This window comes from Amycolatopsis sp. CB00013 (assembly GCF_001905755.1).
In the GTDB taxonomy this organism is placed as follows: Bacteria; Actinomycetota; Actinomycetes; order Mycobacteriales; family Pseudonocardiaceae; genus Amycolatopsis; species Amycolatopsis japonica.
In genome coordinates this window covers 401,747-426,901 of sequence record NZ_LIWC01000002.1, presented here as the reverse complement: position 1 = coordinate 426,901, position 25,155 = coordinate 401,747, and the positions used below count along the sequence as shown (strand labels likewise).

The window sequence follows — 25,155 nt, the reverse complement described above, 5'->3', positions numbered from 1 at the left end:
CATTGCATCCGGGACTGCGCCCACCGGCGGTACCGCTTAGGGTTGCCGGAGTGACCAGAGAAGCCCCCGTAGTGCTGTGGTTCCGCCGCGATCTCCGCCTCGGAGACCACGCCGCCCTGCTGGAGGCCTCGAAGCACAGCAAGCACGTCCTCGCGCTGTACGTCCTCGACGACGCGCTCCTCAAACCCTCCGGCGCCCCGCGCGTCGCGTTCCTGCACGGCTGCCTGAAGGCGCTGGACGACCAGCTCGGCGGACGGCTGATGCTGGTCAAGGGCGATCCGGTCAAGGAGGTCGTCAAGGCCGCGCGCGAGGTCGGCGCCGCGACCGTGCACGTCAGCGCCGACACCGGCCCGTACGGCCGCCGCCGCGACGACGAGGTCGAGAAGGCGTTGGCGGAGCACGACATCGCCTGGGTCGAGACGGGTTCGTCGTACGCGATCACGCCCGGACGCATCACCAAGCCGGATGGCGACCCGTACCGCGTGTTCACCCCGTTCTACCGTGCGTGGGTGCGTCACGGCTGGCCGCGCCCCGCCGACACCGGGAAGTCCATTGTGGACTGGGTGGAGCCGCCGCGATCGGTCAAGCTTCCGAAATCCCCTTCGCTCAAAGGGATGGAGCTGCCCGATCCCGGCGAGAAGGCGGCGCTGGAGCGCTGGCACGAGTTCCTGGACGACGGCCTCGAAACCTACGACGAGGATCGCGATCGTCCCGATCGTCCCGGTACGACAAGGCTTTCACCGTATCTGCGCTGGGGTTGCGTCCACCCGCGCACCCTGCTGGCCGACCTCGCCGGGAACGAGGGTGCCGGCGCCAAGGCGCTGCGCGGCGAGTTCGCCTGGCGCGAGTTCCACGCCGACGTTCTGTGGCACCGCCCCGAAACCGCGCGGAAGAACTACGATTCCCGGTTCGATGCCATGGAACACGAGAGCGACGACGAAGCCTTCCAGCGGTGGTGCGAGGGACGCACCGGGTTCCCGATCGTCGACGCCGGGATGCGCCAGCTGCTCGCCGAGGGCTGGATGCACAACCGCGTCCGGATGATCGTGGCGAGCTTCCTGGTCAAGGATCTGCATCTGCCGTGGTGGCTCGGCGCGCGGCATTTCATGCGGCATCTGGTCGACGGCGATCTCGCGTCGAACCAGCTGAACTGGCAGTGGGTCGCGGGCAGCGGCACCGACGCCGCGCCGTATTTCCGGATCTTCAACCCGACGACGCAGGGGGAGAAGTTCGACCCCGCCGGTGACTACGTCCGCCGCTACGTCCCCGAACTCCGGTCCGTGCAGGGCAAGGCCGTGCACAAACCGGAGAACGTCAAGGACTACCCGGCACCGATGGTCGACCACGCGCACGAACGTCAGGTCGCGTTGGAGCGCTACGGCGCCATCAAAGGTTAGCCGCGAAGGGCTTCCGAAAGCTTGATCCGGCTGCCGACCCGCAGGACGCTGTTCTGGTAGATCCGCGCGCCCAGCCAGGTGAACAGGGCGATGGCGCCCACGGTCAGCCCCAGCGACGCCACGATCTCCCACACCTCGACGGTGCCCGCCGCGATCCGCGCGGGCATCAGCACCGGGGAAAGCAGCGGCACCAGGGAAAGCACCTTGGTGGCCGTGCCTTCCGGCGCCTGGGCCAGCAGGTTGAACCCGACGACGAAGCCGAGGATCAGCACGATGTTGACCGGCCCGATCACCGACTGCGTGTCCTCCTGCCGGGAGACCAGCGAACCCATGGCGCCGTAGACGGTGGCGTACAGCAGGAACCCGAGCAGGTACCACACGACACCCCACAGCAGTGCGCTCGTCGCGACACCGGACAGCGTCAGCACGTCGGTCGCCGAAGCGACGATGAACCCGGCGCCACCGATGATCACCAGTTGCGTCAGCCCGACCAGCCCGAGCCCGATCACCTTGCCCAGCAACAGATGCCACGGCCGCACCGTGGACAGCAGGATCTCGACCACCCGGCTGGACTTCTCTTCGACCACACCCTGCGCGACCAGCGTCCCGTAGGTCACGATGCTCATGTACAGCAGCACCGCCACGATCAGCCCGATGACCATCCGCTGCGATTTCTCGGGGTCCGGCGGTTTGATCGAGTCGACCTCGACCTGCGTCTGATGGACCGTGCGCATCACCTGCTCAGGGGATTCCTGGGCTTCGGAAAGGATGCCGTTCAACACCTCCTGCTGGGAAACGCCGTTCAGCAGCGCACGCAGCTTGGTGTCCAATTCGGACTTGACGAGCACCTTCAGCTCGGTGGCGTTGCCGGACAGCAACGCGTCGAGGTCGCCGTTCTCGACCTGCGAGCGGCCCTGCGCCGGGTCGGCGACGGTGACGGTCTCGATCTTCTCGCCGATCGCCTCGCCCGCGGTCTTGAGCTGCTGCGCGATCCCGGCGGTCTGGCCGGTGAGGCCGACCTTGCTCTTGTCCTCGTTGCCGATCAGCGTGGACTGCAGCAGGACATAGCCCATCAGCATGACCAGCAGGACGGCGGTGCCGATCACGAAGGACCTGGTGCGCAGCCGGGTGTTCAGCTCGCGTTTGGCGATGAGCCAGACCGCGCGCCATGAGGAAACGGTGTTCATGCGGAAACTCCCTGTGCCGCCGGCTTTTCGGCGACGGCGTCGCGGAAGAGCTCGGTCAGCGAACGCCTGCGTTTGGTGAATTCGGTGACCGGCCCGGTGGCCAGCGCCGCGGCGAGCACGGCCTGATCGTCGGCACCCGTCTCGAGTTCGAGGATCGTCGTCGGGCCGTTCTGCTCGATCGTCCGGACCCCGGGGACGGCCGAAGCCCAGCCGGGTGCGGCGCCGGGCGCGGTGACGACGAGCCCGTTGCCCGCACCGGCGGTCAGCTCCCCGACGGTGCCGGAGGCGACCATCCGTCCACTTCGGATGATGCCGACGCGGTCGCACAGCCGCTCGACCAGATCCAGCTGGTGACTGGAGAACACCACCGGCACCCCGGTCGCGGCCTTCTCCCGCAGCACCCCGCTCATCACGTCCACGGCCAGCGGGTCGAGGCCGGAGAACGGCTCGTCCAGCACGAGGACCTTCGGATCGTGCACCAGCGCGGCCGCGAGCTGCACGCGCTGCTGGTTGCCGAGGCTCAGCTTCTGGACCTCGTCCTTGCGCCGTTCGGTCAGCCCGAGCCTGGCGATCCAGTTCTCGGCGCTGCGGTGGGCGTCGTTGGCCGACATCCCGTGCAGCTCGGCGAGATAGACCAGCTGCTCCAGCACCTTCATCTTCGGGTACAGCCCGCGTTCTTCCGGCATGTACCCGATATGCGTGCGGGTCTCGTGGGTGATCGGGGCGCCGCCGAAGCGCACCTGGCCGGAGTCGGCCGCCAGCACCCCGAGCACGATCCGCATCGTGGTGGTCTTGCCCGCGCCGTTGCTGCCGACGAAGCCGAACAGCTCACCGGGCTGGACCTCGAAGCTCACCTCGTCCAGCGCGACCTTCGCGCCGTAGCGTTTGGAGACCTTGTCGATCTCCAGCTTCCCCTCGCTCATTTCCACTTCCCCTCTTCGAAATACCGCACCAGCGCCGCGAATCCCCGATGGACGCCGGAAATCGTGCGGTTCCGTTCGATCAGCCCGTCCAGCTTGACGTTGCTCACCACCGAGGTGGCCCGGTAGACCAGGACCGCCCTCCCCGCGCCGGCGAGGACCCCACCCGCCACCAGCACGACGGCGACCACGCCGATGGACATCTTGTGCCGCTTCTTGTCCCCGGTCATGCCGGAGCCACCCCCTCGAAGTCTTCGGGATCGTCGTCCGGCAGCCGCCACGCGAGCCACAGCGCCGGTAGCGACGTCCCGAAGACGAACAACGCCGCTGTCATCGCGGACAGCAGCGAACCGGAATCCGGTTGCCCCGCCGCGTAAAGCCCGTACCCGAGATCCACCAGCATCAGTACGCAGATCCCCTGGAACGCAGCGTAGTGCGCGCGGTTTCGCAGCAGCAGTTCGCGTTCGTCGAGATCCTTCGCCGCGGAGCCCGGCCTACCGACGGCCTTGCGCAGCACCGTCGCCGCGCCGACGCAGAGACACAGCCCCGGCCCCATCAGGCCCACGGCGAACCACAAGGTCGGCTCGCGCAGCAGCGCGGCACCGGCGATCACGACCAGATGGCCGATCACGGCCGCGACGGCGAGCCGTCGGCGATCCGAGCGCGTCCTGGTGGTGGTCATGCCGGGCTCACCCCTTCGAAGTCCTCGGGGTCGTCGTCCGGCAGCGACCAGCCCAGGATGACGGCCGACACCGTGGTGCCGGTGATCAGCAGCGCGCAGGCCATCATCGCGCCGCCGGCCTTGGGGCCGGGGACCAGGAGGCCGTACAGCACCGCGAACAGCATCATCGTCACCAGGATCTGGTAGCTGACATAGGTGACGCGGTGGCGCATCTCCCGCTCACGCTCGTCGAGCCGCATCGAGAAACCGCCGCTCATCTTGCCGGTGAGGATCCGCAGCAGGTACTGCGCGCCACCGGCCACGGCACCCCCGCCGAGCCAGCACACGAGGAAGCCTCCTGTCTGCCCTGTCTGGTAGAAGACCGCTCCGGCGATCAGGACCAGATCGCCCGCCACGACCAGCGCGCTCAACGCCCGCCGCCGTTTCCGCGTGCGCCACGTCGGCAGCTTCAGCGCTCGCTTGCGTTCCACCTCGTCCAGCCGTTCCTGCTGACGGTCCCAGTACGCCGCGAGACGGCCTCGTTCCTCGCTCATGTTCCCCCCTCCCGGTAGACCTGAGTGGACAGCGGCGTGAACGGTTCGCGGCTGAACACGGCTTCGACCGGGAGGTCGAACACCGCGCAGATGCGGAACGCCAGGTCCAAGCTCGGGTAGTGGTCTCCCCGTTCGAGCGCGCCGATGGTCTGCGGATTGACCTCGACGGCCGTCGCGAGGGCGGCCCTGCTCAGTCCACGCTCGGCCCGGAGCACGGGAAGCCGGTTGTAGATCGGCAGCTCTTTGCCGCGTCTGACCGGGCTCATGGAACATACTGTTGCAAAAACCCAACGACTCGTCAAGCTGAGGGCATGACTCGCCGCATTGAGAGGACTAAATGCGGGAGGTCAGGCGAGGCCGGCGAGCGACTTGTCGACAAGTTCTCGGACGTGGGCGCGGGCGGCCGCCGCGTCGGGGGCGACCAGGCCGAGCCGGGTGCGGCGGTCCAGGACGTCCTCGACGTCGAGCGCGCCCTCGTGTCGTACTGCCCAGACGACCTCCGCCGCGCTGATGTCGGTCCCGTCGAACAGGGGCAGCCCCAGTTCCGGGTCGACCTCGCCGAGCGCCGCGACCCGCGGCGCCTCGGTGCCGTACTTCGCGACGAGCCGAGGCGGCGCGTCCACAGTGGATAGACGATCGCGCGGGGTCGCGCCGAGCAACGGGAGCCGGGACGTCGTCGACGGCCCGGCGAGGAGCCCGGACCGCTTCAGCGCGGCATCGACGGCGTCTTCGGCCATCTTCCGGTACGTCGTCAACTTCCCGCCGACGACGGTGAGCACGCCGTCGGCTCCGGTCACCACCGCGTGCTTGCGCGAGAGATCCGCGCTGCGTCCGCCACCGCCTTCGACCAGCGGCCGAAGACCGGCGAACGAGCCCGCGACGTCGGCGCGGGTCAGCGGGCGGGTGAACGCCGTCGAGGCCACTTCGAGCAGGAAGTCCACATCGGACTCCGGCACGGTCGGCACCCGCGGCACCGGCCCGTCGATCGGCTCGTCGGTGACCCCGACGAACACGCGGCCGTCCGGTTGCGGCAGCAGGAAGACGAAGCGGTTGTTCTCGCCGGGGACGGGCACGTTGACCGACGTCGCGCCGATCCGCGCCGCTCCCGTGGCCAGGATGAGGTGCGAGCCGCGAGACGGCCGCAGCCGGACCGACTCCGCCAGCTCGCCCGCCCAGACACCTGTCGCGTTGATCACCTGCCGGGCGTGGATCTCGATCTCGTGCCCGGTGAGCCTGTCCCGCGCCAGTACCGATTCCGCGTCGAGCCGGAGCGCCTCGACCCTCGTCAGGATCTTCGCGCCACGTGCCGCGGCCGTGCGGGCGAGGCTCACCACCAGGCGCGCGTCGTCGGTCAGCGCGCCGTCGTAGGCCAGCAGTGCCCCGCGCAGGCCTTGCGGGGAAAGGCCGGGCGCGAGCGCGAGCGCTTCCGCGGCCGGGATCGACCTCGGCCGGGGCAGCACCGACGCCGGGGTGCCGGCCGCGCGGCGAAGGCCGTCGCCGGCCACGAGACCGGTCATGATGAAGGCCTGTTGACCGCGAGAGGTCTTGCGGTACATGGGGAACAGCTGCGGGATCGCCCTGGTGAGATGCGGGGCGGTGCGGGTCATCAGGATACCGCGTTCGACGGCGCTTTCGTGCGCCAGCGCCAGATCGCCCTTGGCGAGATACCGGAGCCCGCCGTGGACCAGCTTGCTGGACCAGCGCGACGTGCCGTACGCCAGGTCGTACGCCTCGATCAGGGCGACCGAAAGCCCGCGCGCGGCCGCGTCCAGCGCGATGCCGGTGCCGGTGACACCGCCGCCGACCACCACCAGATCGACCCGCTCGCCGCCGGCCAGCGCCGTGAGTTCCCGGTCGCGCCGCAGAGCGTTGAGCGAGCCCGGCGTCACGGGCGCAGCGCCGCGTCGAGCACGTTGGCGAACTCCGCCATCAGCTTCTTCTCGTCCACGTCCGCGATGGCGGGACGGTACGAGAAGGCGAAAGACTGGATGAGCAGCAGCAAGGTGCGAGCCTGCGCGGCCAGGTCACCCTTGCGGATCGACCCGTCCTCGTGGCCCGACTTCAGCAGGTGCAGGATCACGCCTTCGGCGAAGCGCTGGGTCTTCCCGAACCGTTCGACGATGTAGGGCAGGACCAGTTCGGAATCGAGGTCCAGCAGGGTGCGGAACAGCGGGTCGCCCGACAGCGCGGCGACGGCGGCCGAAGAACTCTGGACGAGCTTCTCGCGGAAGTGGGCGGGCTCGACCTCGGGTTCCGCGGCGCCCTGCAGCAGGCCGCCGAACTCGCGGGTCATGAGGGTCGCGAGCACACTGCGCACGTCCGGGAACCGGCGGTAGACGGTCATCCGGCTGACCTTGGCGGTCCGGGCGATCTCGGCGAGGGTGGTCCGCCGCACACCGACGGCGAGCACGCACTTCTTCGCGGCGTCGAGCAGAACGTCGTCGGACACACGTGTCGAGGCCTGGCGGGATCGGGTGTCCGCCAGCGCCGAAACGCCTGTTTCCGCAGGTGAGTGACGTTTTACGTCCATATGTAACACTGTAGTCGTGACCGAGCTTATTGACCACCGGTTAAGACGATCCTGGACGCCCGAGGCCGGTGACGCCGCCCACCTTCCGGCCAAGGCCCTGAGGTGGCTCGTCCAGCGTATCGGGCCGTTGGGCTCCGCGGCGCCCTTCGCGCCCGATTCGGCGCTGTCCGTGCCCGAACCGGTGCTGGACGAACTGCCCAAGCGAGACCTCGAAGAGCTCGTCGGCGCCGAGCACGTCCTGACGGCGCCGGGGGAACGGCTCGCTCGGGCCAGTGGTCTGTCCTATCTGGACCTGATACGGCGACGGGGGTTCGGTGATTTTCCGGTGCCGGACGCCGTCGTCCTGCCGGACAATCCCGCCGAAGTCCAGTCGGTGCTGGAAATCTGCGCACGGCACGACATCGGTGTCGTCCCGTTCGGCGGCGGGACGTCGGTGGTCGGCGGGGTCGCCGCAGTGCGCGGTGACAAGGCCTCGGTGATCGCGCTCGACCTCAGCCGGCTCGATGAACTGGTCTCCGTCGATCCCGTGTCCCGGATCGCGGTCCTGCAGGCGGGGGTCACCGGCCCGGAGGCCGACCGGCTGCTCGCCGCGCACGGTTTCACCCTCGGGCACGTGCCGCAGTCCTACGAACGCGCCACCATCGGCGGATTCGCCGCGACCCGGTCCGCCGGACAGGCCTCGTCGGGCTACGGCCGGTTCGAGGACATGGTCAAGGGCGTCCGGCTCGCGACCCCGCGCGGGGAATGGAAACTCGGCGTCGCGCCGGCGTCGGCCGCCGGGCCGGATCTGCGGCAGCTCGCCATCGGCAGCGAGGGTGCGCTCGGCGTGATCACCGAGGTCGCCCTCCGTGTCCGGCCGGTGCCGGAAGTCCGCCGCTACGAGGGTTTCGTCCTCGACGGCTGGGAGAAGGGCACCGACGCGGTCCGCGAACTCGCCCAGGGGCACGTGCTCGCGGACGTCACGCGACTGTCCGATGTGGACGAGAGCGAGGTTTCGCTCGCGCTCAACGACAGTGTGAAGACCAAAGCGCTGCGCCGGTATCTCAAGGCGCGGGGAGTGCACGCGCCGTGCCTGCTGATCGTCGGCTGGGAAGGCACGTCGAAACGCGAGGTCGCCCGGCGACGGCAGGAGACCGCCGGTGTGCTGAAGGAGTTCGGCGCCGTCCGGATCGGGGCCGCACTCGGCGAATCCTGGCGACGCGGCCGGTTCTCCGGGCCTCGGCAGCGGGATGCCTTGATGGACAACGGTGTCTGCGTCGAAACCCTGGAAACCGCCGCGTACTGGGCGGAACTGAGCGACCTGCGGGACGCCGTCCGCGCCGCGCTCACCGCGACGCTCGGCAACGCCATCATCATGTGCCACGTCTCGCACGCCTACGAAACAGGCGCGTCGCTGTACTTCACCGTGCTCACGCCACGCGACGAAGCCGACCCGATCGCCCAATGGCAGCGGGCGAAGGCGGCGGCGTCGGAGGCGATCACCGGCATCGGCACGATCTCGCATCACCACGCCGTCGGCGTCGACCACGCGCGGTATCTGGCGGCGGAGATCGGCGAGATCGGCGTCGAAGTGTTGCGTGCGGCGAAGAAGGCCGTCGATCCGAGCGGGATCCTCAATCCCGGGAAACTCGTCTGATCAGCGTCCCGGCCTCGACCAGCGTGCAGTCCAGACCGTGCGTTTCGGCGGGGATCCCGTCCAGCGCCGCGGCCCGGCGCTGTTCGAGGTCGGCGACGCGGATATGCCTGCCGTCCACCAGGATCGGCAGGCGGATGTCCGCGGCGCCGACGTACGCCACCACGTCGTCGAGCACGGTTCCATCGTCGAGCGTGATGGCCGGGGCGGTCAGCCGCACCAGGTTGTAGCGCATGCCGTTGCCCTCGCATTTGTCGAGCACGGCCAGCTGTTCGGGCGTCGCGAACCACACGGCGTGCTCCTCGACGACGCCCGGCGCGGCGGCCAGCGTCGCGGGGCGCTGCCCGTCGCGGAACCGCAGCCCGGACGCCCAGACCGCGGCGAGGTCGGTGCAGCGCGCGTGACAGACGACGACCGGGCCTTCCAGGCCCATGTTCTCCCGCAGCCAGGTGATCTTGGACGGGCAGGCGTTCGAGCCGTAGGCGAGCACGGCCTGGCGTTCGCGCCAGCCCTCCGGCGCGGTGTCGAGACTGTGCCCGGCACCGTCGAAGTGGACGAACGAATGCCCCGGCCGCGCTCCCGGATACGGATCGGCTGGGAAATCGGCGTCGGTGAAGAGTTTCACCACGTCACCACGCTGCGGAGGACGTCTCCGGCATGCATGCGTCCGAAGGCCTGCTCGACGCCGTCGAGGGCGATCCGCTCGGTGACGAACTTGTCGAGCGGGAGACTGCCCTGGAGGTAGAGGTCGATCAGCATCGGGAAATCGCGTGAGGGCAGGCAATCGCCGTACCACGACGATTTGAGCGAGCCACCGCGCGAGAAGAAGTCGATCAGCGGCAGATCCAGCCGCATGTCCGGGGTCGGGACGCCGACGAGCACCACCGTGCCCGCCAGATCGCGCCCGTAGAACGCCTGCCGCCACGTTTCGGGCCTGCCGACCGCGTCGATCACGACGTCCGCTCCGAACGAATCGGTGAACTCGCGGATCGCCTCGACGACCTGGTCTTCGCTCAGTCCCTTGCTGTTCAGCGTGTGCGTGGCGCCGAAGTCCTTGGCCCAGGCGAGTTTCCGGTCGTCGGTGTCGACGGCGACGATGGTCTTCGCACCTGCCAGGTTCGCCCCCGCGATCGCGGCGTCGCCGACACCGCCGCAGCCGATGACCGCGACGGAATCGCCGCGGCTCACCGCACCGGTGTTCAACGCGGCGCCGAGGCCTGCCATCACCCCGCAGCCGAGCAGTCCGGCGACGGCGGGCTCGGCGGCGGGGTCGACCTTCGTGCATTGTCCACTGTGGACGAGCGTCTTTTCGAGGAACGCCCCGACGCCGAGTGCGGGCGACAGGGCGGTGCCGTCGGCCAGCGTCATCGGCTGGGCGGCGTTGAACGTGGAGAAGCAGTACCAGGGCCTGCCCCGGCGGCAGGCGCGGCAGGTGCCGCAGACCGCGCGCCAGTTCAGGATCACGTAATCGCCGGGTTCGAGGTCGGTCACGCCGTCGCCGACGGCCTCCACGAACCCCGCGGCCTCGTGGCCGAGCAGGAACGGGAACTCGTCGTTGATCCCGCCCTCGCGGTAGTGCAGGTCGGTATGGCAGACGCCGCACGCCTTGACCGAGACGACGGCCTCGCCGGGCCCGGGATCGGGCACCGTCACGGGCTCCAGCGAGACCGGCTCACCCTTGGCGCGGGAAACGACGCCCTGGACCTCGTACGGCATGCCCACCTCCGAGTAGTCGACTTCGCAGCTTGCCACGAAGCCGACCCGGATCGCGACATCCGCTCGGGTGCGGTATCGGTTCAGTGCCCAGGCGTGATGATGTAAGCGATGCCGCCGGGACCACTGGAAACGCCGCCATTCGTGTTGTACCGCTTGGTGCGCTGCCAAATCGTTTCGAACTGGTGTCGCTTGTAGACATTTCGGACCCGGTCGTTGCTGCTCGCGGCCGGGTCGTTCGCGATCACGTCGCCGTCCTTGGTGAAGCCGACGACGACCATGATGTGCCCGGCGGTGCCGTAGCCCGCGCCGTCGAGTTCCTCGGCCTTGAACGACTGCGACGTGATCACCGGGATGCCGCGCGCGATGTACTTCTCGAGTTCGTTCAAGGAGTGCAAACGGGTGATGTGCCCACGCAGTCCGAGTGAAGCGGCGTACGCGGTGTTGAACGGCCAGTTGCCGGTTCCGTCGTAGGCGTAGTCGAACGTGTAGCGGGCGGCGTACGCGACGGTCGGATCGACGTAACCCTCCGGGATCCACTTCATGTCTTCGGGCTTGGGCCGTTTGCCCCAGTACTCGGCGACCATTTCGGTGGACGTCGGGCTGCACCAGTTCTCGCCGCCACCGCCGTACTCCGGGAACTGTCCTTTGTGGAGGTTCTGCGCGTAGGCGGGCACCTTGAGTTCGATCCCGGTGGCGCGGCCCGGCTTGGTCGCCTGGACCTCGAAGCGGTCCGGGACCAGCGACGTCATCGCGCCGACCGACGTCACCGACGGGGTGGCGCGGGAGCCGGCCTCCCGGTACAGGCTGACCCGCAGCTGGTACGAGCGAAGCGCGACGCCCGCCTTCATGACCAGCGTGTCGACGTCGACCGCGGCGTTGGCGTCGCTCTGCCCGTCGACGCTGGTGCGTTTGATGTCGGCGTCCCCGCTGGCCCAGCGGCCCATGACGTACCAGGAGGTCTCGGCGCCCGACGCGGTGCGGCCCTTCGCTTCCACCTTGACCCAGGTCTTCGCCGGCGTCTTCGCGTTCCACGAAGCGACCAGCTGGGAGGCGTCGAAGCCCTGCGTGTGGCTCCGCGACGTCCACTGGCCGTATTCGTAGGTCTTCGTGGTGCCGAGCACGGGTTCGGTGTGCTCGATCGTGCCGATCGGGCGGTCGATGCGCAGGGCGCCGTGGTCGAGGCCGAGCCCTTCGAGCCTGCCGTCGCGGAAACCGGCGTGACCGGACCATTCGTGGTAGTCGATCGACTCGTCGTCCGGACGGCCGGGACCCGCTTCCGCCGTCTGTGCCGTCACCGCGGTCATCGTCGCGATCGTCAGCAGCGTGACCAGCCCTCGTCTGCGCATCCCGGCTCCATCCCTCGATTCCACCCAGTAGGGAAGGGATTTTCGCCGGTCGCGCGAGGTATGTAAACAGTTGCCTACAAGACGGCCTGCGTCTGTGTCACTTTCGCGACCAGCTTGCCCTCGTCGTCGCGGATTTCGGTTTCCACCACGATGAGCTTGCGGCCCGCGTGCAGCGGCTTCGCGGTGGCCGTGGCGTGCCCGGACCGGACCGCGCGCAGGAAGTTCGTCTTCGACTCGACGGTGGTCGTGCCTTGGGCGCCCTCGGGCAGGTTGAGGAACGCGCAGACCGCGCCCGTGGCATCGGCGAGCGCCATCAGCGTGCCGCCGTGCAGTACCCCGCCGAGCGTGCAGAGCGTTTCGTCCCAGGAGATCCGGGCGCGCACGGCCGCGGGGGAGTGCTCCAGTACCTCGATGCCGAGCCGCTCGGTGAGCGGCATGGTCCGGTGGAAGAGCGCGGTGCCTTCTGCGTCGATCATGGTGCCGAGCGTGCCCGGCACCGCGCCCCGTGTCGATTACCCCCGAGGTAACCCCCGGCATTTCGTCCTCTGAATGCGATCCTTGCGCGTGCAACTACCGCATTCAGAGGACGAAACGCGCGGGAATCAGGCGAGCGGATGGGGCAGCAGGAGTTCCGTGTTCTGGTCCTGAGCGGTGCCGACCGCGCCCAGTGAGGCGTGGATGTCGTTGTACGAGAACTCCCGGTACAGCGACGCAAGCGCTTGCGTCGAGGTGTCCGAGTACGACGCCTCGTACGGCGCTTCCGCCTCGATCAGCGTCGTGAACAGCGACAACGTGCCGTCCGCGTTGTCGGCGACCTCGATGATCCGCGCGTGCTGCGGGAAGTCGATGTGCGAAGCGGTGTTGATCTCCCAGAAGCCCTGCTTCGCGGTCTTGCCGGCGTGCGGGGTGATCTTGTTGTGGTGCGTGTGCCCGTTGACCCACGCCAGCACGTTCGGGAACCGGTGCAGCAGCGAGACGAACGTGTCGCCGTTGAGCCGCAGCTCCAGGGGATGCCGCGCGTCCGGCAGCACGTTGCCCATGGTGTCGCTGGTGTGGTGGCTGAACAGGATGAACAGCTCGTCCGTCACGTTCTGCGTGACCTTGCGCCCGAAGAAGTCGTAGTACGTCGAACTGTTGCGCTTGAGCGTGTTCTCCACCCAGGTAAACTGCCCGAGCCCGATCGATCCGTCGGCCAGTCCGGCCATCGTCGTGGTGTCGAGGCTGATGCCGGTGATCCCCGGCGCGATGCGGAAGGTGTAGTACACGTTCCGCCCGTCGGCGTTGTTCCCGCTGAACCCGTGGCCCACCGGGCCGGGGCCGGTGTTGGCGGAGTCGAGGTGGTGCTGGACGAACTCCGCGGTGCTGAACGGCCGCCGTCGCTCGTCCGGGGTGATTTCGCGGATCGTGCCGGAACCGCCGAACAGCTCCGTGATCGGCACGCCCGAGCCGGATCCGATCGCCTTCGCGAGCTTCCGCGACGTCGTCTCGTCCTTGCCGATCACCTTGAAACGGCCGGTGTACCAGGCGTCCATCCCCGGCAGATCGGGCACCGTGCCGACGATGCTGTCGTCGTGGTTGCCGAAGGTGCAGAACCACGGGACGTCGAGACCGGGCGAGGTGAAGGTGTTCGACGCCGCGCCGAGCAGGCCGGGCAGCTGCGGGAAACCTTTCTTCGTGTACGCGTCGTCCAGCGTCTTGCCGGGGTTCCAGTAGTGCGAGGACCCGGACGTCTGGACGCCTTCGTGCACGTTCGGGTCGCCCGAGGTCGGGTTCACCGTGCCGCCGTTGAGCACCTTGAGGAACCATTCGAGCTCGATCAGCTCGTGGTTGTCCGTGTTGTCGCCGGTCGTGACCATGAAGTCGATCGCCCGCCCGGTGAACGGGCCCGTCTTCAGGCTGTTCACCCGCTCCACCAGCGCCGTCGTGGCGACCGGGCCGAGGGTCTCCTGCGGCCGGTGCGCCGAGCCGACGAACGGATGCAGGTATTCGAACCGCGCGGGGCTTTCGGCGTCGGTGAAGTGCAGGTCGGTGAACTGCGCGAAGGACGCCATCGCGCGGCGCCGGTCGTCGCGGCCGGACTTCGGCGCGGCGAGATCGCCGCGGATCACGAGCGGCCAGCCGGGGCCCGCGGTCAGCCGCGTGTAACCGGGACCGCTGGTCAACGGGGCCGCCGCGGCTTCCAGTGTGGTGCCCGCGGTGCGGACCGCGCGGGACGCGGTACGCGCGAGCGCGCGGTCGAGCGCGTTGGCGGTCGGTGTGCACAGCAGCAGGCCGACGCCGGCGGCGCCCGCCGCGGTGAAGGTGCGCCTGGAGATGACGGACATGGCGGTGCCCCCAGTCGTCGCGGGTGGGTGTCGCGGAAGGACGATGCCGGACGACGTTAGCCGTGGGGTGAACGCCAGAAAAGGGTAATGCGAAAATTTGTCACGTTCGGCCGAATACGCAAGTAGCCAAGCGGGCTGGTTACGCTGGCCGCTCGACGAGCGAGGAGGTGGCCCGGTGGGTGCTTCGGCTTGGTCCGTCCGCGGCCGGTTCGACGGCGACCCGGAAGCGGCGCTGGACGCGATGAAGGCGCGCGTCTTCGAGGAGGGCGACTACCTCTGGGAAGAGGACGAACTCGGCCGCCCGGACTCGATCGACGAGCTGTACGAGGTGGAGAGCGTCCAGGAGTCCGGGACCCATTCCGTGCTCGACGTCCACGAGTTCATCAGCGCCACGGGTGAGGACGACTTCGGCACGATCCGGCCCCTGACCGACGCCGAACTCGTCGCCGCGTTCGGCACCGAGGAGCCGTCCGTGGCGGACTTCGACGAACTCGACAAGGCCGGTCGGCTGCCGTACGAGCGGCGGCCTCGGTGGAGCGCGAACTGCGCGCTGCTCTACGAGAACGACGTCGCCGTCGAGCTGGCGATCTGGGGTGTGTCCGGCGACTAGAGCCGGGGGGCGCGTCTGTCGTGACCGGACCGGTCACGCGCGACCGTGTGGATTTCGGGTCCTCGCGACCACCGGGTTGGGCACCTGAAGTACATGAAGGCCCCCTTCATTGCGTCTAGCGCAAGGAAGGGGGCCTTCATGTACTTGGGGAAGGTGCCACTCACGAGGTTTGCAGGGCCGAGTTCGACGGTGGTGCTTCGGGCGCGTCGGTGACGCGGCACCGCACTCGCGTGATCGAGGCCGGAACTCGCGTGATCAGCGGCGGAACACCTAGTGCGGCATCCAGTCACGCGAGTTACGTCCCTGATCACGCGAGTCACGCCTTCGATCACGCCGCGCCTGCACGGGCACGGCCGCCAGGAGCTACAGCCGGGCCGCGAGCCCGTCGAGGATCACCTCGACACCCAGCTCGAACAGCTCTTCGCCGCTCTGCCGCGCGAAAGCCGGCCCCAACCTGCCCACATGCGGATAGGCCTCAAGCCGCGCGAGGAACCCTTCGTCCGGCTTCCGTGCGGGAAGCGTCTCGACCGACGCGAGTACGTGCGCCGTGAGCAGGCGCGAAATCCCGGCGGTGTCCTCTTCGGAGAAACCGGCCTCCAGCAGGATCCGCGCGGTCGTCTCGATATGGCCCAGCCGGTGCGGCCCGGTCGGCGGCCGCTCGCGCAGCAGCGCGGCCGAGTCCCGGTGACGCAGCAGCAGGGCGCGGAACTGGCGGAGCCCGCTCGCGAGCTGATCGCGCCACGGCAGCGATCCATCGATCTCGAAGGCGTCGGCGCAGATCGCCTCGGCGACGAGATCCAGCAGCTCAGCCTTGTCCTTCACGTGCCAGTACAGCGTCGGTGAGCTGACGCCGAGCTTCGCCGCCAGTCGCCGGGTCGTCAGCTCCGCGAGGCCGGCGTCGTCGAGCAGTTCGACGGCCGCCTCGGTGATCTTGGCGAGGTCGAGCGAGCCTTTGCGTGCCACCCGGCGGACTCTATCAGTGATAGATTTATCTCTATCGCTGATAGAGAACGGGGGAAGTGATGCTTTGGACACCGAAGATCCGCCTGGTCACGGTGCTCTGCTCGATCGTCTTCGTGCTCGGGACGACGCTGCAGAACTACGTGATCATCGATCTGGATCTGATCGAGGCGAGTATGCGGCTCAAGGGGGCCGACACCGCCGAAGCGCCCACGTACCTGAGCGCGTTGCGGCTGGTGGGGAACGTCTTCATCGCCGGCAACGCCTTGGGACTGTTGGTGTGGTTCGGGTGGCGTTGGTTGTTCTGGCCGGTGCTCGCGTTCAACGTCGCCCAAGCCTTCGGCGTGTTCGTCGTGCCGTTCGAAGTGCACCGGGCGGCGATCGCCGAACACGGCTGGCCGGGCGTGCTGCCTTCGCTGGTCACCGACGGTGGCGCGGTGATCCTGTCGATCGTGCTGATCACCGCTTACGTGCGGTCGTTCAGGCGGAAAGGCGACCCAGTTCGGCTTTGACGGCCTCGACGGCGGCCTTCGTCTCGGTGGCCGGATCGGCGCCGTCGCGGGCGATCCGGCCCAGCGCGTCGACGAGCGCGGTGTTCGCCGCCGGTGTCCACAGTGGACCGGCGGCGCGCCCGTTCTCCTTGACCAGCTTCGCGGCGTCGCCCGCCGCGGTGACCTTGTCGAGCACGCTCAGCCGCGCGGGCAGATGGAAACCGAACTTGGTGGCGAACTCCTGCTGGAAGTCGACGCGCTCCAGCCACAGCCATTTGACGAAATCCTTGGCGGCGTTGGGGTTCAGGCTCTTGGCGTGCACCATCGCGCTCAGCCCGCCGACCGGCACGGACGGAGCGCCCGCCGCGTCGAGCCGCGGGAAGGCCAGGACACCGAAGTCGTCTTTCAAGGTGTCCTGGATCTTCGGCAGATTCCACAGCCAGGTCCACTGCATCGCGGTGATCCCGTCGATGAACGGGAGCGGATCCGGCCAGTCCGTCGCGGCGCCCAGCAGCAGCGAACCGTTGAGCTCGTGGAGTTTCGCGAACGCCGTGGCGGTACGCGGATCGTCGAAGCCGACGGATTTCCCGTCCTTGACGTAGTCGAGCCCGGCCGACCACAGCAGCGGCCCGGCGAGCGCCGCCGCGCCCGCGTCGTTGCCGGCGAACAGGCCTTTGACGCCGTCCTTGGAGAGTTTCTTCGCCGCGTCGACGAGTTCGTCGAGCGTCTGCGGCGGCTGAACCCCGGCCTCCTGCAGGAAACTCTTGCGGTAGAAGAGGACTTGTGTGTCCAGCGCTTGAGGAATGCCGTAAGTCTTGCCGTCGACGGTCTGTGCCGCGAGCACCGAAGGGTTGAAATCCCCGCGCACGGGCCCGATGACGTCGTCAAGCGGGACGAGGAGGTTCTGTCGGACCCGCTCGACGGTGACCTGGCCTTCGAAGACGTCCGGGACCGGGCCCGCCTGCAGTGCGGTGTTGAGCTTCGTTTCGTAGTCGTCGGGATTCCACTGCACCGCGACCTTGGACTTCTGGTACGCCGCCGCGTAGCGCGTGACGGCTTCCTGGACGCCCGCCTCGGGATACGGGTGATACCACTGCGTGAGATCCACCGGTTTCGGTTTCGGCCTGGTCACTCCGGCGGAGTAGGCCGTCGAGGGTGGCGCGTTTCCTGTTTGGACGGTGTTGGACCCGCAGGCGGAGAGCACCGTCGTCCCCGCCAGCGCCAGGAACGTCCGCCTGCTTGTCTTACGCACCAACAAAACCCTTCGCCGAACGCCGTGAAGGCCATCTCCAGGGACCAGAGTCCCTCAAGATGGCCTTCACTGAAGCGCAGGCGCGCGGGAGATTAACCCGTTAGAGCTGACTGACGTCGAGTTTGCCTTCGGAGTGGAACGCCCGCAGCCGCTTCTTGTCGAACTTGCCGACACTGGTCTTCGGGACTTCGTCCACAAAGGTCCAATTCTCCGGAAGCTGCCACTTCGCGACTTTGTCGGCCAGGAACTCGCGCAGCTCTTCGGCCGTGACGCTCTGGCCCTCCTTGAGCACGACGGCGACCAGCGGGCGCTCGTCCCACTTCTCGTCGGGGATGCCGACCACGGCCGCCTCGGCCACCGCGGGATGCGCCATCACCTGGTTCTCCAGGTCGACCGACGAGATCCATTCGCCGCCGGACTTGATGACGTCCTTCGCGCGGTCGGTCAGCGTCAGGTAGCCGTCGGGGCTGATCTTGCCGACGTCGCCGGTGCGCAGCCAGCCGTCGTGGAACTTCTCCGGATCGGGCTCGTCACCGGCCTTGCCGCCGTAGTACGACGCCGCGATCCACGGGCCCTGCACTTCGAGCTCGCCGACACTTTCGTTGTCCCACGGCAGTTCCTCGCCGTTGTCGCCGATCAGCCTGGCGCTGACGGACGCCGGGAAGCGGCCTTGGGTGTAGCGGTAGTCCCACGCCTTCTCGCCGGTCGCGGAGGCGGGCGGACGCGCGACGCTGCCCAGTGGCGACGTCTCGGTCATGCCCCAGGCGTGCAGGATCGGCACGTTGTAGCGGTCTTCGAAGGCGTGCATCAGCGACGGCGGCGCCGCCGATCCGCCGACGACGACCTCGCGCAGATGCGAGATGTCCTGCGGGTTCGCGTCGAGGTGGGAGAGCAGGCCCTGCCAGATGGTCGGGACGGCCCCGGCGAAGGTCGGCTTCTCCGCGTCGAGCATCTGGGCGATCGGCGCCGGCTGGAGGAAGCGGTCCGGCATCAGCAGCGAGGCGCCGACCATCAAGGCCGCGTACGGCATGCCCCACGCCATCGCGTGGAACATCGGGACGATCGCGAGCGCCTTGTCGTGCTGGGCCAGCCGCATGCTGTCGGTCATCGTGACCTGCATCGAGTGCAGCCAGATCGACCGGTGGGAGTACGCGACGCCCTTCGGGTCACCCGTGGTGCCCGACGTGTAACACATCGCGGCGGCCGACCGCTCGTCCACCTCGGGCCAGTCGAAGGTGTCCGGCTGGCCGGCCAGCAGTTCGTCGTAGGAGTGCACCTGGACGCCGTCGGGCGCCGGGAGGGTGGAGGCGTCGCCGTTGGCCACGATGACGTGACGCACGGTCTTCAGCTCGGGCAGCTGCTTGGCCAGCAGCGGGACGAGCGTGCCGTCGACGATGACGACCTGGTCTTCGGCGTGGTTGGCGACGAAGACGAGCTGCTCGGGGAACAGCCGGATGTTCAGCGTGTGCAGCACCGCGCCCATCGCCGGGATGGCCAGGTACGCGGCCATGTGCTCGGCGTTGTTCCACATGAAGGTGCCGACGCGCTGGTCGCCGGTGATGCCGAGGCTCCGGAGGGCGTTCGCCAGGCGAGCGGCGTGCTTGCCGAGTTCGCCGTAGGTCTCGCGACGGGCTTCTGAACCGGTCCAGGTGATGACTTCACTCTCGGAGTGCACCGTGGTGCCGTGGCGGAGCAGCCTGCCCAGTGACAGCTGCCCGTCCTGCATCGTGCTCAACATCGCGTACTCCCGTGGTGCTCGTTCTCCGGTGAACTGGGGTTGCGCCGACTCTAATCCGGGAGGGGTGAACCGGTCAGTAACATCGCAGGCAACCGTTCGGTCACAGTGTCGCGCTAACGGGTGTTCGCCGGTTCGGACCAAGATCATCAATAATTCGTATTTTTCTTACCATGAAACGAAAAATGGCTGACTGTGCGAAGTGGTGACATCGCTCATAAGGGTGATGAACGACGGTGAATCGCCGCTCGAACGGCGTGTTTCCGCAGGCTGGGGCGGGTTGCCCGTGGCGTGGTCGAGGGGTAATAAGTGCGTGTCGGTTTCACGGCCGAGGAACGGGTGGCGTTTACTGGAGCCGTGGTACAGAGACGGCTGGCCAGCGCTTGCTCTCGCAAGCATGGTTAAAGGCCGTCGGCCGCGAAAGCGGAGACCTGAGATGAAAGGACTACTACGTTGGCTCTGCCCACGTTGACTCCGGAGCAGCGCGCCGATGCCCTCGCCAAGGCGGCTGAGGCTCGCAAAGCGCGCTCCGAGCTGCTTGCGTCGATCAAGTCCGGCAAGGAGAGCATCGACAAGGTGCTCAAGCAGGCCAAGGAGAACAAGACCATCGGCAAGACGAAGGTCACGCAGCTGCTGAAGGCCGTGCCCGGCCTGGGCGCGGTCAAGGTCGCCGCCCTGCTGGAGCAGGCCGGCATCGACCCCGACCGGCGTGCCGCCGGCCTGGGCGAGCGGCAGCGCGAGGCTCTTCTCGAGGCGCTGAAGTAACGCTTCCGCCAGGTCACGGGGAAGGTGTTGCCTGAGAGGCTGTTGCCCGGGCAACACTTTCCCCTGGTCTCAGCCGGAGCCTGGGACGCTGGTGGGGTGACGACCAGTACCGCACCGGCGACCCCGGCAGACCTGGCCGCCCGCTACGAGCGGGGCGACTTCCTCCTGGCCACGGCACGGCACGCGCTCCTCGCGAGCGGGGCCGTGGCCACCGCGACCGACACCGAGCCGTCGCGGCTGTCCGGGGCGCTCCCCGGGCTGTTCACCGACTCGGGTGCTTCGATCGCGGTCGGCGTGCTGCCCTTCGACACCAGTGACACCACGTCGACACCGGGGCATCTGGTGCTCCCGCGCGCGGTCCACCGCGCGTCGTCCGACCATGCGGCCGTCCCGCCGCGCACCTCGCTTCCGCGGCCGGTCAAGGTCACTTCCGTGCCCGAACCGGAGGCCCATGTGGCCGCCGTCCGTGCGGCCGTCGCAGCGCTGAGCGACCGTGACCTGCGCAAAGTCGTCCTGGCCCGCGCTCTCGATCTCGACTTCGACGCGGCCGTCCCGGTCGCCGAAGTCGTCCGGAACCTGGCGAACGGGAACCCCCGGCACACCACGTACGCCGCGCAGCTGCCCGACGGGCGCACGCTGGTCGGCGCGACCCCCGAACTCCTGCTCTCCCGCACCGGCGGTGCCGTCGTGTCCCGGCCGCATGCCGGGTCGATGCCCCGGTCGGCGGACCCGGCGATCGACAAGGCGAACGGTGAGGCGTTGCTGGCGTCCGAAAAGGACCACGTCGAGCACGCCGTCGTGGTGGAGTCCGTCGTCGAGATCCTGCGGCCGTTCTGCCGCACGCTCGACGTCCGCGGCCCCGAGCTGGTCTCGACACCGGCGATCTGGCATCTGTCGACGACGGTCACCGGCGAGCTGATCGACCAGGACGTCACCGCGCTGGACCTCGCCGCCGCGTTGCATCCGACGCCCGCGATCTGCGGCACGCCGACCGATGCCGCCCGCTCGCTGGTCCAGGAGCTGGAGCCGTTCGATCGCGCGTACTACGCGGGCGCCGTCGGCTGGGTCGACGCGGCGGGGGACGGCGAGTGGGCCGTCGGGATCCGGTGCGCGGAGATCGCCGACACCTCGATGCGGCTGTACGCCGGCGGCGGCATCGTGCCCGCCTCCGACCCGAGGACCGAACTCGACGAGACCTCGGCGAAGTTCCGCACCCTGCTGGCCGCGATGGGCCTGGAGATCTGACGCGTTTCGTCCTCTGGATGCGGTCCTTGCGCGCGCAAGGACCGCATCCAGAGGACGAAACGCGGGAGGTCAGAGCGGGGCGAAGTCTTCGGTGACCGAGATGTCGTCCGACGTGATCAGCGCGACGGCGGCCCGGTAGCCCTCGGCCGCCTTCAGGTCCGCGAGCCGGGTCCGGTCCGGGTCGAGGGCCTCGTGGGTCGACCGGACCAGCCTCGCCTGCTCGTCGTAGCCGGAGAACGTGATGCTCTGCAGCGGGATCTTGAGGCCCTTCCCGGTGGCCTTCATGACCGCTTCCTTGCGCGTCCAGTAGGTGAAGAACGCCGTCGCGCGCTGCTCGTCGGAGAGCCCGGAGATCGCGGCCAGCTCGGCCGGGGTCAGCGCGTACTCCATGAGCGAGTCCTCGGCCCGCCTGGTGGCCGTCTCGACGTCGAGGCCGACCGGGGTGCCTGCGGTGGCCGCGACGCCGATGAGGTCGCCGGAATGCGAGATCGACAGCATCAGCGGAGCGCCGGGGACCTTGGGCCGTCCGTGCGGTTTGCCGCAGTCTTCGCAGGTCGCGTCGAAGCTCACGGCCTCGACGGCCAGGCCGAGCCGCTCGGCGGCGACGGTCTTCGCCAGCACCCGGCCGGTCAGGAACCGGCGTTTGTCGATGTCCTGGCGGTAGTTCGCGTACCGGCCCTGCTCCAGCTCGTCGAGCAGGGCCAGGAACCGGGGTTCAGCGGGCAGGGGCTCCGACCAGCGGACCGCGCATTCGATCACGTCTCATTCTTACCCGATTCCACGGTCGCCTCACTGGCGTTTTCGTCGAGCAAGGTCGCTTCGTCGAACGGTGACTCGCCGTTCAGCGTACGGTCCAGCTGCTCCCGGTCGATCTCGTTGGTCCAGGTGCCGATCAGCACGGTCGCGACGGCGTTGCCCGCGAAGTTCGTCAGCGCGCGGGCCTCGGACATGAACCGGTCGATGCCGACGATGAACCCGACGCCGTCGACCAGCTCCGGCCGATGCGACGACAGCCCGCCCGCCAGCGTCGCGAGCCCCGCGCCGGTGACCCCGGCCGCACCCTTCGACGCGATGATCATGAACACCAGCAACGAGATCTGCTCGCCGATGGTCAGCGGTTTGTCGAGCGCGTCCGCGATGAAGATGGACGCCATCGTCAGGTAGATCGCGGTGCCGTCGAGGTTGAACGAGTACCCGGTCGGCACGGTGATGCCGACGACCGGTTTGGAGACGCCGGCGTGCTCCATCTTCGCGATCAGCCGCGGCAGCGCCGATTCGGACGACGACGTCGACAGGATCAGCAGGAACTCGCGGCCGAGGTATTTCAGCAGCTTGAAGATGTTGACCCTGGCGAACACGCCGATGATCAGCCCGAGCACCACGAACACGAACAACCCGCAGGTGATGTAGAAGCCGAGCATGATCACCGCGAGGCTCTGCAGTGCCTTCCAGCCGGTCTCGCCGACGACGGCGGCGATCGCGCCGAACGCGCCGACCGGGGCCGCCCACATGATCATCGCCAGGATCCGGAACACGAGCCGCTGGATGTGCTCGATGCCGCGGCGGATCGGCTCGCCCTTGGTACCCAGTTTCTGCAGCGCGAACCCGGCGAGCAGCGCGACCAGCAGCGTCTGCAGCACCTCGCCCTCGGTGAACGCCGAGACCAGCGTCTTCGGGATGATCCCGAGCAGGAACTCGACGGTGCCCTCGCTCTTGGCGATCTGGTCCTGTCCCTTTTCGGCGATCTCGGGGGTCAGGTGCAGGCCGGTGCCGGGCTGCAGGATGTTGCCGACGACCAGGCCGATGACCAGCGCGACCGTCGACATGATCAGGAAGTAACCGATCGCGAGCCCGCCGACGCGGCCGACCTTCGCGGCCTTCGCCACCGAGCCGACGCCGAGCGCGATCGTGCAGAAGATGATCGGCGAGATCATCATCTTGATCAGGTTCACGAACCCGGTCCCGAGCGGCTTCAGTTCCTTGCCGAGGGCGGGGAACAGGATGCCGACCGCGATGCCGAGCCCCACCGCCACGATGACGGCGATGTAGAGGTAGTGGGTGCGATCCCGCTTCGTCGCGGGTGCTGCCGTGCTCATGGGTGCCCTTCGACGAGACGGGAACAGGTTGCGAAAACTTATGACAACTCCTCGGCTAACGACAACCGAAGCGGTACGCTGAACTAAGCGAGCGCTTAGTCACTGTCGAACAGGAGCGGGCTGACCATGGATTTCTCTCTGAGCGTCGAGGAACGCGAGGTGCGCGACTGGGTCCGCACGTTCGTCCAGCGCGACCTCATGCCGCGTGAGCAGGAGGTGCTGCGCCGCGAACGCGCCGGTCAGCCCGGCCTGACCGCCGACGAGCTGCGCGACCTGCAGCTGAAGGCCAAGGAGTCCGGGTTCTGGGGTGTGCAGACGCCGGAGGAGTACGGCGGCATGGGCCTGTCCGCGGTGATGACCGCGCTGCTGGAGGCCGAACTCGGCCGCACGTTCGTGCCGTTCCGCTTCGGCGGCGCCGCGGACAACATCCTGTACTACGCCAACGACGAGCAGAAGGAGCGCTACCTGCTCCCGACGATCTCGGGCGACCGCAAATCGTGCTTCGCGATCACCGAACCCGGTGCGGGTTCGGACGCCAAGGCCATCCGGACCTCCGCCCGCAAGGACGGCACCGACTGGGTCATCAACGGCGAGAAGACCTTCATCACCGGCGGTAACGAGGCCGACTTCGTGATGGTCTTCGCGATCACCGATCCGGAGAAGGGCGCGAACGGCGGCGTCACCTGCTTCCTCGTCGACCGTGACGCGGGCTGGAAGTCCGAATACATCGACACCATGGGCGAATGGGGCCCGGCGGCGCTGGTCTTCGAGGACGTCCGCGTGCCGGAGACGCAGATCCTCGGCGAGCTCGGCCACGGGTTCGACCTGGCCATGCAGTGGATCGGGGCGGGCCGCTACCTGCTGCCCGCCCGCGCCATCGGCTCCTGCGAGCGGCTGATCTCGATGGCCATCGAGCACGCCAACACGCGGGAGACGTTCGGGCAGAAGATCGCCGAGCGCCAGGCCATCCAGTGGATGATCGCGGATTCCGGCACCGAACTGGAGGCGCTGCGCTGGCTGGTGCTGCACGCCGCCTGGCAGGTCGACCAGAAGCTGGACTCGCGGCACGCGCAGTCGATGGCGAAGCTGTACGGCGGGGTGAAGGCGAACGAGATCGTCGACCGCGTCCTGCAGATCCACGGCGGAATGGGCTACACGCGGGAACTGCCGGTCGAGCGGTGGTATCGCGAACTGCGGCTGCTGCGGATCTACGAGGGCACCGACGAGATCCAGCGCCGGACCATCGCGCGCAACCTGCTCAAGGGGCACGTCAAGGTCGGCGGCACGCTGGGCTGACGCTCGCCCGTGCAATGAAAGGTCCTTTCCTGGCGAAATTCGCCAGGAAAGGACCTTTCATTGCGTCGGCCTCTAGTCGTCCTTCTGGTTCCGCATCGCGATCGGGACCCCGGCCAGGTCCTCCTCGTTGCAGAGAAGTTTCACGTCGTAGTAGGGCGAACCCTTGCGGTCGTCATAGTCGAGATGGACGGCCAGCACATCGACCGGTTCCCCGAGCCACTCCTGAGCCTGGCGTAGCCATGTCGCGCACCGTTCGAGCGCCGTGGGCAGGTCGTCGTCGCGGAAGCCCACCGGGCGGTAGGGGACGTCCTGCACCTGATCACGGGGGTTCGAAGGCACCGGCAACGCCGGCGAGAGACCCGAGTCGTCCAGTTCGAGTTGGATCGTTTGCTCAGTCACCCTTCGAGCGTCCCCCAGAGAAGCCGTCTGAGCAAGGC

Annotated in this window: 26 protein-coding genes; 7 read left to right on the top strand and 19 right to left on the bottom strand. The window is 68.3% G+C overall.

Annotated features, from left to right (window positions below):
- Window positions 1–50: 50 nt before the first annotated feature.
- Window positions 51–1,397: a cryptochrome/photolyase family protein gene (locus AMK34_RS11980; RefSeq protein WP_073845241.1), complete on the top strand. Its 1,347-nt coding sequence runs from the start codon at window positions 51–53 to the stop codon at window positions 1,395–1,397.
- Here the strand turns inward: AMK34_RS11980 and AMK34_RS11975 are convergent.
- From AMK34_RS11975 to AMK34_RS11940, 8 genes are all read right to left on the bottom strand, one after another.
- Window positions 1,394–2,584 carry an ABC transporter permease gene (locus tag AMK34_RS11975; RefSeq protein ID WP_073845239.1) on the bottom strand — a complete coding sequence of 397 codons (1,191 nt, stop codon included), beginning with the start codon at window positions 2,582–2,584 and terminating at the stop codon, window positions 1,394–1,396. The two genes, AMK34_RS11980 and AMK34_RS11975, sit on opposite strands and share 4 nt — an antisense overlap.
- The gene (locus AMK34_RS11970) at window positions 2,581–3,507 is read right to left on the bottom strand and encodes an ABC transporter ATP-binding protein (RefSeq protein WP_073845237.1); all 927 of its coding nucleotides are present in this window, start codon (window positions 3,505–3,507) and stop codon (window positions 2,581–2,583) included. The genes AMK34_RS11975 and AMK34_RS11970 overlap by 4 nt, the downstream gene beginning before the upstream one ends.
- Window positions 3,504–3,734: a hypothetical protein gene (locus AMK34_RS11965; RefSeq protein WP_038507987.1), complete on the bottom strand. Its 231-nt coding sequence runs from the start codon at window positions 3,732–3,734 to the stop codon at window positions 3,504–3,506. The genes AMK34_RS11970 and AMK34_RS11965 overlap by 4 nt, the downstream gene beginning before the upstream one ends.
- A complete protein-coding gene (locus AMK34_RS11960) occupies window positions 3,731–4,186 on the bottom strand; it encodes a hypothetical protein (protein ID WP_038507989.1) in 456 nt (151 codons plus the stop codon). Before AMK34_RS11960 ends, AMK34_RS11965 begins: the two co-directional genes overlap by 4 nt.
- Window positions 4,183–4,719 (bottom strand): hypothetical protein, encoded by a 537-nt coding sequence (locus AMK34_RS11955; protein ID WP_073845235.1) that lies wholly within the window; start codon window positions 4,717–4,719, stop codon window positions 4,183–4,185. The genes AMK34_RS11960 and AMK34_RS11955 overlap by 4 nt, the downstream gene beginning before the upstream one ends.
- Window positions 4,716–4,985 carry a helix-turn-helix transcriptional regulator gene (locus AMK34_RS11950; RefSeq protein WP_005155992.1) on the bottom strand — a complete coding sequence of 90 codons (270 nt, stop codon included), beginning with the start codon at window positions 4,983–4,985 and terminating at the stop codon, window positions 4,716–4,718. The genes AMK34_RS11955 and AMK34_RS11950 overlap by 4 nt, the downstream gene beginning before the upstream one ends.
- An 81-nt stretch (window positions 4,986–5,066) precedes the next feature.
- Entirely contained in the window at window positions 5,067–6,608 is a 1,542-nt protein-coding gene (locus AMK34_RS11945; protein ID WP_038507992.1) for a glycerol-3-phosphate dehydrogenase/oxidase, read from the bottom strand.
- The gene (locus AMK34_RS11940; protein ID WP_038507993.1) at window positions 6,605–7,168 is read right to left on the bottom strand and encodes a TetR/AcrR family transcriptional regulator; all 564 of its coding nucleotides are present in this window, start codon (window positions 7,166–7,168) and stop codon (window positions 6,605–6,607) included. The genes AMK34_RS11945 and AMK34_RS11940 overlap by 4 nt, the downstream gene beginning before the upstream one ends.
- A gap of 97 nt (window positions 7,169–7,265) precedes the next feature.
- On the opposite strand from AMK34_RS11940, the gene AMK34_RS11935 reads away from it, so the two are divergent.
- A complete protein-coding gene (locus AMK34_RS11935) occupies window positions 7,266–8,885 on the top strand; it encodes an FAD-binding oxidoreductase (RefSeq protein WP_083649844.1) in 1,620 nt (539 codons plus the stop codon).
- On the opposite strand, the gene AMK34_RS11930 is transcribed toward AMK34_RS11935, so the two are convergent.
- From AMK34_RS11930 to AMK34_RS11910, 5 genes are all read right to left on the bottom strand, one after another.
- Entirely contained in the window at window positions 8,863–9,510 is a 648-nt protein-coding gene (locus tag AMK34_RS11930) for a gamma-glutamylcyclotransferase family protein (protein WP_038507994.1), read from the bottom strand. The two genes, AMK34_RS11935 and AMK34_RS11930, sit on opposite strands and share 23 nt — an antisense overlap.
- Window positions 9,504–10,598 (bottom strand): S-(hydroxymethyl)mycothiol dehydrogenase, encoded by a 1,095-nt coding sequence (locus tag AMK34_RS11925; RefSeq protein WP_073845233.1) that lies wholly within the window; start codon window positions 10,596–10,598, stop codon window positions 9,504–9,506. The genes AMK34_RS11930 and AMK34_RS11925 overlap by 7 nt, the downstream gene beginning before the upstream one ends.
- Before the next feature lie 80 nt (window positions 10,599–10,678).
- Window positions 10,679–11,944: a C39 family peptidase gene (locus AMK34_RS11920; protein ID WP_073845231.1), complete on the bottom strand. Its 1,266-nt coding sequence runs from the start codon at window positions 11,942–11,944 to the stop codon at window positions 10,679–10,681.
- Window positions 11,945–12,018: 74 nt separating this feature from the next.
- Entirely contained in the window at window positions 12,019–12,420 is a 402-nt protein-coding gene (locus AMK34_RS11915; RefSeq protein ID WP_073846260.1) for a PaaI family thioesterase, read from the bottom strand.
- Window positions 12,421–12,546: 126 nt separating this feature from the next.
- Window positions 12,547–14,268, bottom strand: a complete 1,722-nt coding sequence (locus AMK34_RS11910; protein ID WP_073845229.1) for a TIGR03767 family metallophosphoesterase — start codon at window positions 14,266–14,268, stop codon at window positions 12,547–12,549.
- A gap of 175 nt (window positions 14,269–14,443) precedes the next feature.
- Between AMK34_RS11910 and AMK34_RS11905 the strand changes: the two genes are divergently transcribed.
- On the top strand, window positions 14,444–14,878 hold the full coding sequence (locus AMK34_RS11905; RefSeq protein WP_016337460.1) for a hypothetical protein: 435 nt from the start codon (window positions 14,444–14,446) through the stop codon (window positions 14,876–14,878).
- A 363-nt stretch (window positions 14,879–15,241) separates the two neighbouring features.
- On the opposite strand, the gene AMK34_RS11900 is transcribed toward AMK34_RS11905, so the two are convergent.
- The gene (locus tag AMK34_RS11900) at window positions 15,242–15,841 is read right to left on the bottom strand and encodes a TetR/AcrR family transcriptional regulator C-terminal domain-containing protein (RefSeq protein ID WP_038508002.1); all 600 of its coding nucleotides are present in this window, start codon (window positions 15,839–15,841) and stop codon (window positions 15,242–15,244) included.
- A 59-nt stretch (window positions 15,842–15,900) separates the two neighbouring features.
- Here AMK34_RS11900 and AMK34_RS11895 point away from each other — a divergent pair, with 59 nt between their 5' ends.
- The gene (locus AMK34_RS11895; protein WP_073845227.1) at window positions 15,901–16,350 is read left to right on the top strand and encodes a hypothetical protein; all 450 of its coding nucleotides are present in this window, start codon (window positions 15,901–15,903) and stop codon (window positions 16,348–16,350) included.
- Here AMK34_RS11895 and AMK34_RS11890 read toward each other — a convergent pair.
- Together AMK34_RS11890 and AMK34_RS11885 are read right to left on the bottom strand one after the other, a co-directional pair.
- Window positions 16,319–17,581, bottom strand: coding sequence for an ABC transporter substrate-binding protein (locus AMK34_RS11890; RefSeq protein ID WP_073846259.1), 1,263 nt, complete (start codon window positions 17,579–17,581; stop codon window positions 16,319–16,321). The two genes, AMK34_RS11895 and AMK34_RS11890, sit on opposite strands and share 32 nt — an antisense overlap.
- Before the next feature lie 100 nt (window positions 17,582–17,681).
- Window positions 17,682–19,319 (bottom strand): long-chain fatty acid--CoA ligase, encoded by a 1,638-nt coding sequence (locus AMK34_RS11885; protein WP_073845225.1) that lies wholly within the window; start codon window positions 19,317–19,319, stop codon window positions 17,682–17,684.
- Window positions 19,320–19,769: 450 nt separating this feature from the next.
- Here AMK34_RS11885 and mihF point away from each other — a divergent pair, with 450 nt between their 5' ends.
- Window positions 19,770–20,081 (top strand): integration host factor, actinobacterial type, encoded by a 312-nt coding sequence (gene mihF / locus AMK34_RS11880; protein WP_005155963.1) that lies wholly within the window; start codon window positions 19,770–19,772, stop codon window positions 20,079–20,081.
- A gap of 96 nt (window positions 20,082–20,177) precedes the next feature.
- Entirely contained in the window at window positions 20,178–21,326 is a 1,149-nt protein-coding gene (locus tag AMK34_RS11875) for an isochorismate synthase (RefSeq protein WP_073845223.1), read from the top strand.
- A gap of 69 nt (window positions 21,327–21,395) precedes the next feature.
- On the opposite strand, the gene AMK34_RS11870 is transcribed toward AMK34_RS11875, so the two are convergent.
- The gene (locus tag AMK34_RS11870) at window positions 21,396–22,085 is read right to left on the bottom strand and encodes a 4'-phosphopantetheinyl transferase family protein (protein WP_073845221.1); all 690 of its coding nucleotides are present in this window, start codon (window positions 22,083–22,085) and stop codon (window positions 21,396–21,398) included.
- Window positions 22,082–23,422 (bottom strand): cation:dicarboxylate symporter family transporter, encoded by a 1,341-nt coding sequence (locus AMK34_RS11865; protein WP_038508011.1) that lies wholly within the window; start codon window positions 23,420–23,422, stop codon window positions 22,082–22,084. The genes AMK34_RS11870 and AMK34_RS11865 overlap by 4 nt, the downstream gene beginning before the upstream one ends.
- A gap of 126 nt (window positions 23,423–23,548) precedes the next feature.
- Here AMK34_RS11865 and AMK34_RS11860 point away from each other — a divergent pair, with 126 nt between their 5' ends.
- On the top strand, window positions 23,549–24,718 hold the full coding sequence (locus tag AMK34_RS11860) for an acyl-CoA dehydrogenase family protein (RefSeq protein ID WP_073845219.1): 1,170 nt from the start codon (window positions 23,549–23,551) through the stop codon (window positions 24,716–24,718).
- A 72-nt stretch (window positions 24,719–24,790) separates the two neighbouring features.
- Here AMK34_RS11860 and AMK34_RS11855 read toward each other — a convergent pair whose 3' ends face one another.
- Window positions 24,791–25,117, bottom strand: coding sequence for a hypothetical protein (locus tag AMK34_RS11855; protein WP_038508013.1), 327 nt, complete (start codon window positions 25,115–25,117; stop codon window positions 24,791–24,793).
- Window positions 25,118–25,155 lie beyond the last annotated feature (38 nt).

Excerpts from the sequence above, each read along its gene's own strand:
- AMK34_RS11975 (WP_073845239.1), bottom strand. The coding sequence starts at position 2,584 with ATGAACACCGTTTCCTCATGGCGCGCGGTCTGGCTCATCGCCAAACGC.
- AMK34_RS11970 (WP_073845237.1), bottom strand. The coding sequence starts at position 3,507 with ATGAGCGAGGGGAAGCTGGAGATCGACAAGGTCTCCAAACGCTACGGC.
- AMK34_RS11965 (WP_038507987.1), bottom strand. The coding sequence starts at position 3,734 with ATGACCGGGGACAAGAAGCGGCACAAGATGTCCATCGGCGTGGTCGCC.
- AMK34_RS11960 (WP_038507989.1), bottom strand. The coding sequence starts at position 4,186 with ATGACCACCACCAGGACGCGCTCGGATCGCCGACGGCTCGCCGTCGCG.
- AMK34_RS11955 (WP_073845235.1), bottom strand. The coding sequence starts at position 4,719 with ATGAGCGAGGAACGAGGCCGTCTCGCGGCGTACTGGGACCGTCAGCAG.
- AMK34_RS11950 (WP_005155992.1), bottom strand. The coding sequence starts at position 4,985 with ATGAGCCCGGTCAGACGCGGCAAAGAGCTGCCGATCTACAACCGGCTT.
- AMK34_RS11925 (WP_073845233.1), bottom strand. The coding sequence starts at position 10,598 with ATGCCGTACGAGGTCCAGGGCGTCGTTTCCCGCGCCAAGGGTGAGCCG.
- AMK34_RS11920 (WP_073845231.1), bottom strand. The coding sequence starts at position 11,944 with ATGCGCAGACGAGGGCTGGTCACGCTGCTGACGATCGCGACGATGACC.
- AMK34_RS11915 (WP_073846260.1), bottom strand. The coding sequence starts at position 12,420 with ATGATCGACGCAGAAGGCACCGCGCTCTTCCACCGGACCATGCCGCTC.
- AMK34_RS11910 (WP_073845229.1), bottom strand. The coding sequence starts at position 14,268 with ATGTCCGTCATCTCCAGGCGCACCTTCACCGCGGCGGGCGCCGCCGGC.
- AMK34_RS11895 (WP_073845227.1), top strand. The coding sequence starts at position 15,901 with ATGCTTTGGACACCGAAGATCCGCCTGGTCACGGTGCTCTGCTCGATC.
- AMK34_RS11885 (WP_073845225.1), bottom strand. The coding sequence starts at position 19,319 with ATGTTGAGCACGATGCAGGACGGGCAGCTGTCACTGGGCAGGCTGCTC.
- AMK34_RS11865 (WP_038508011.1), bottom strand. The coding sequence starts at position 23,422 with ATGAGCACGGCAGCACCCGCGACGAAGCGGGATCGCACCCACTACCTC.
- AMK34_RS11860 (WP_073845219.1), top strand. The coding sequence starts at position 23,549 with ATGGATTTCTCTCTGAGCGTCGAGGAACGCGAGGTGCGCGACTGGGTC.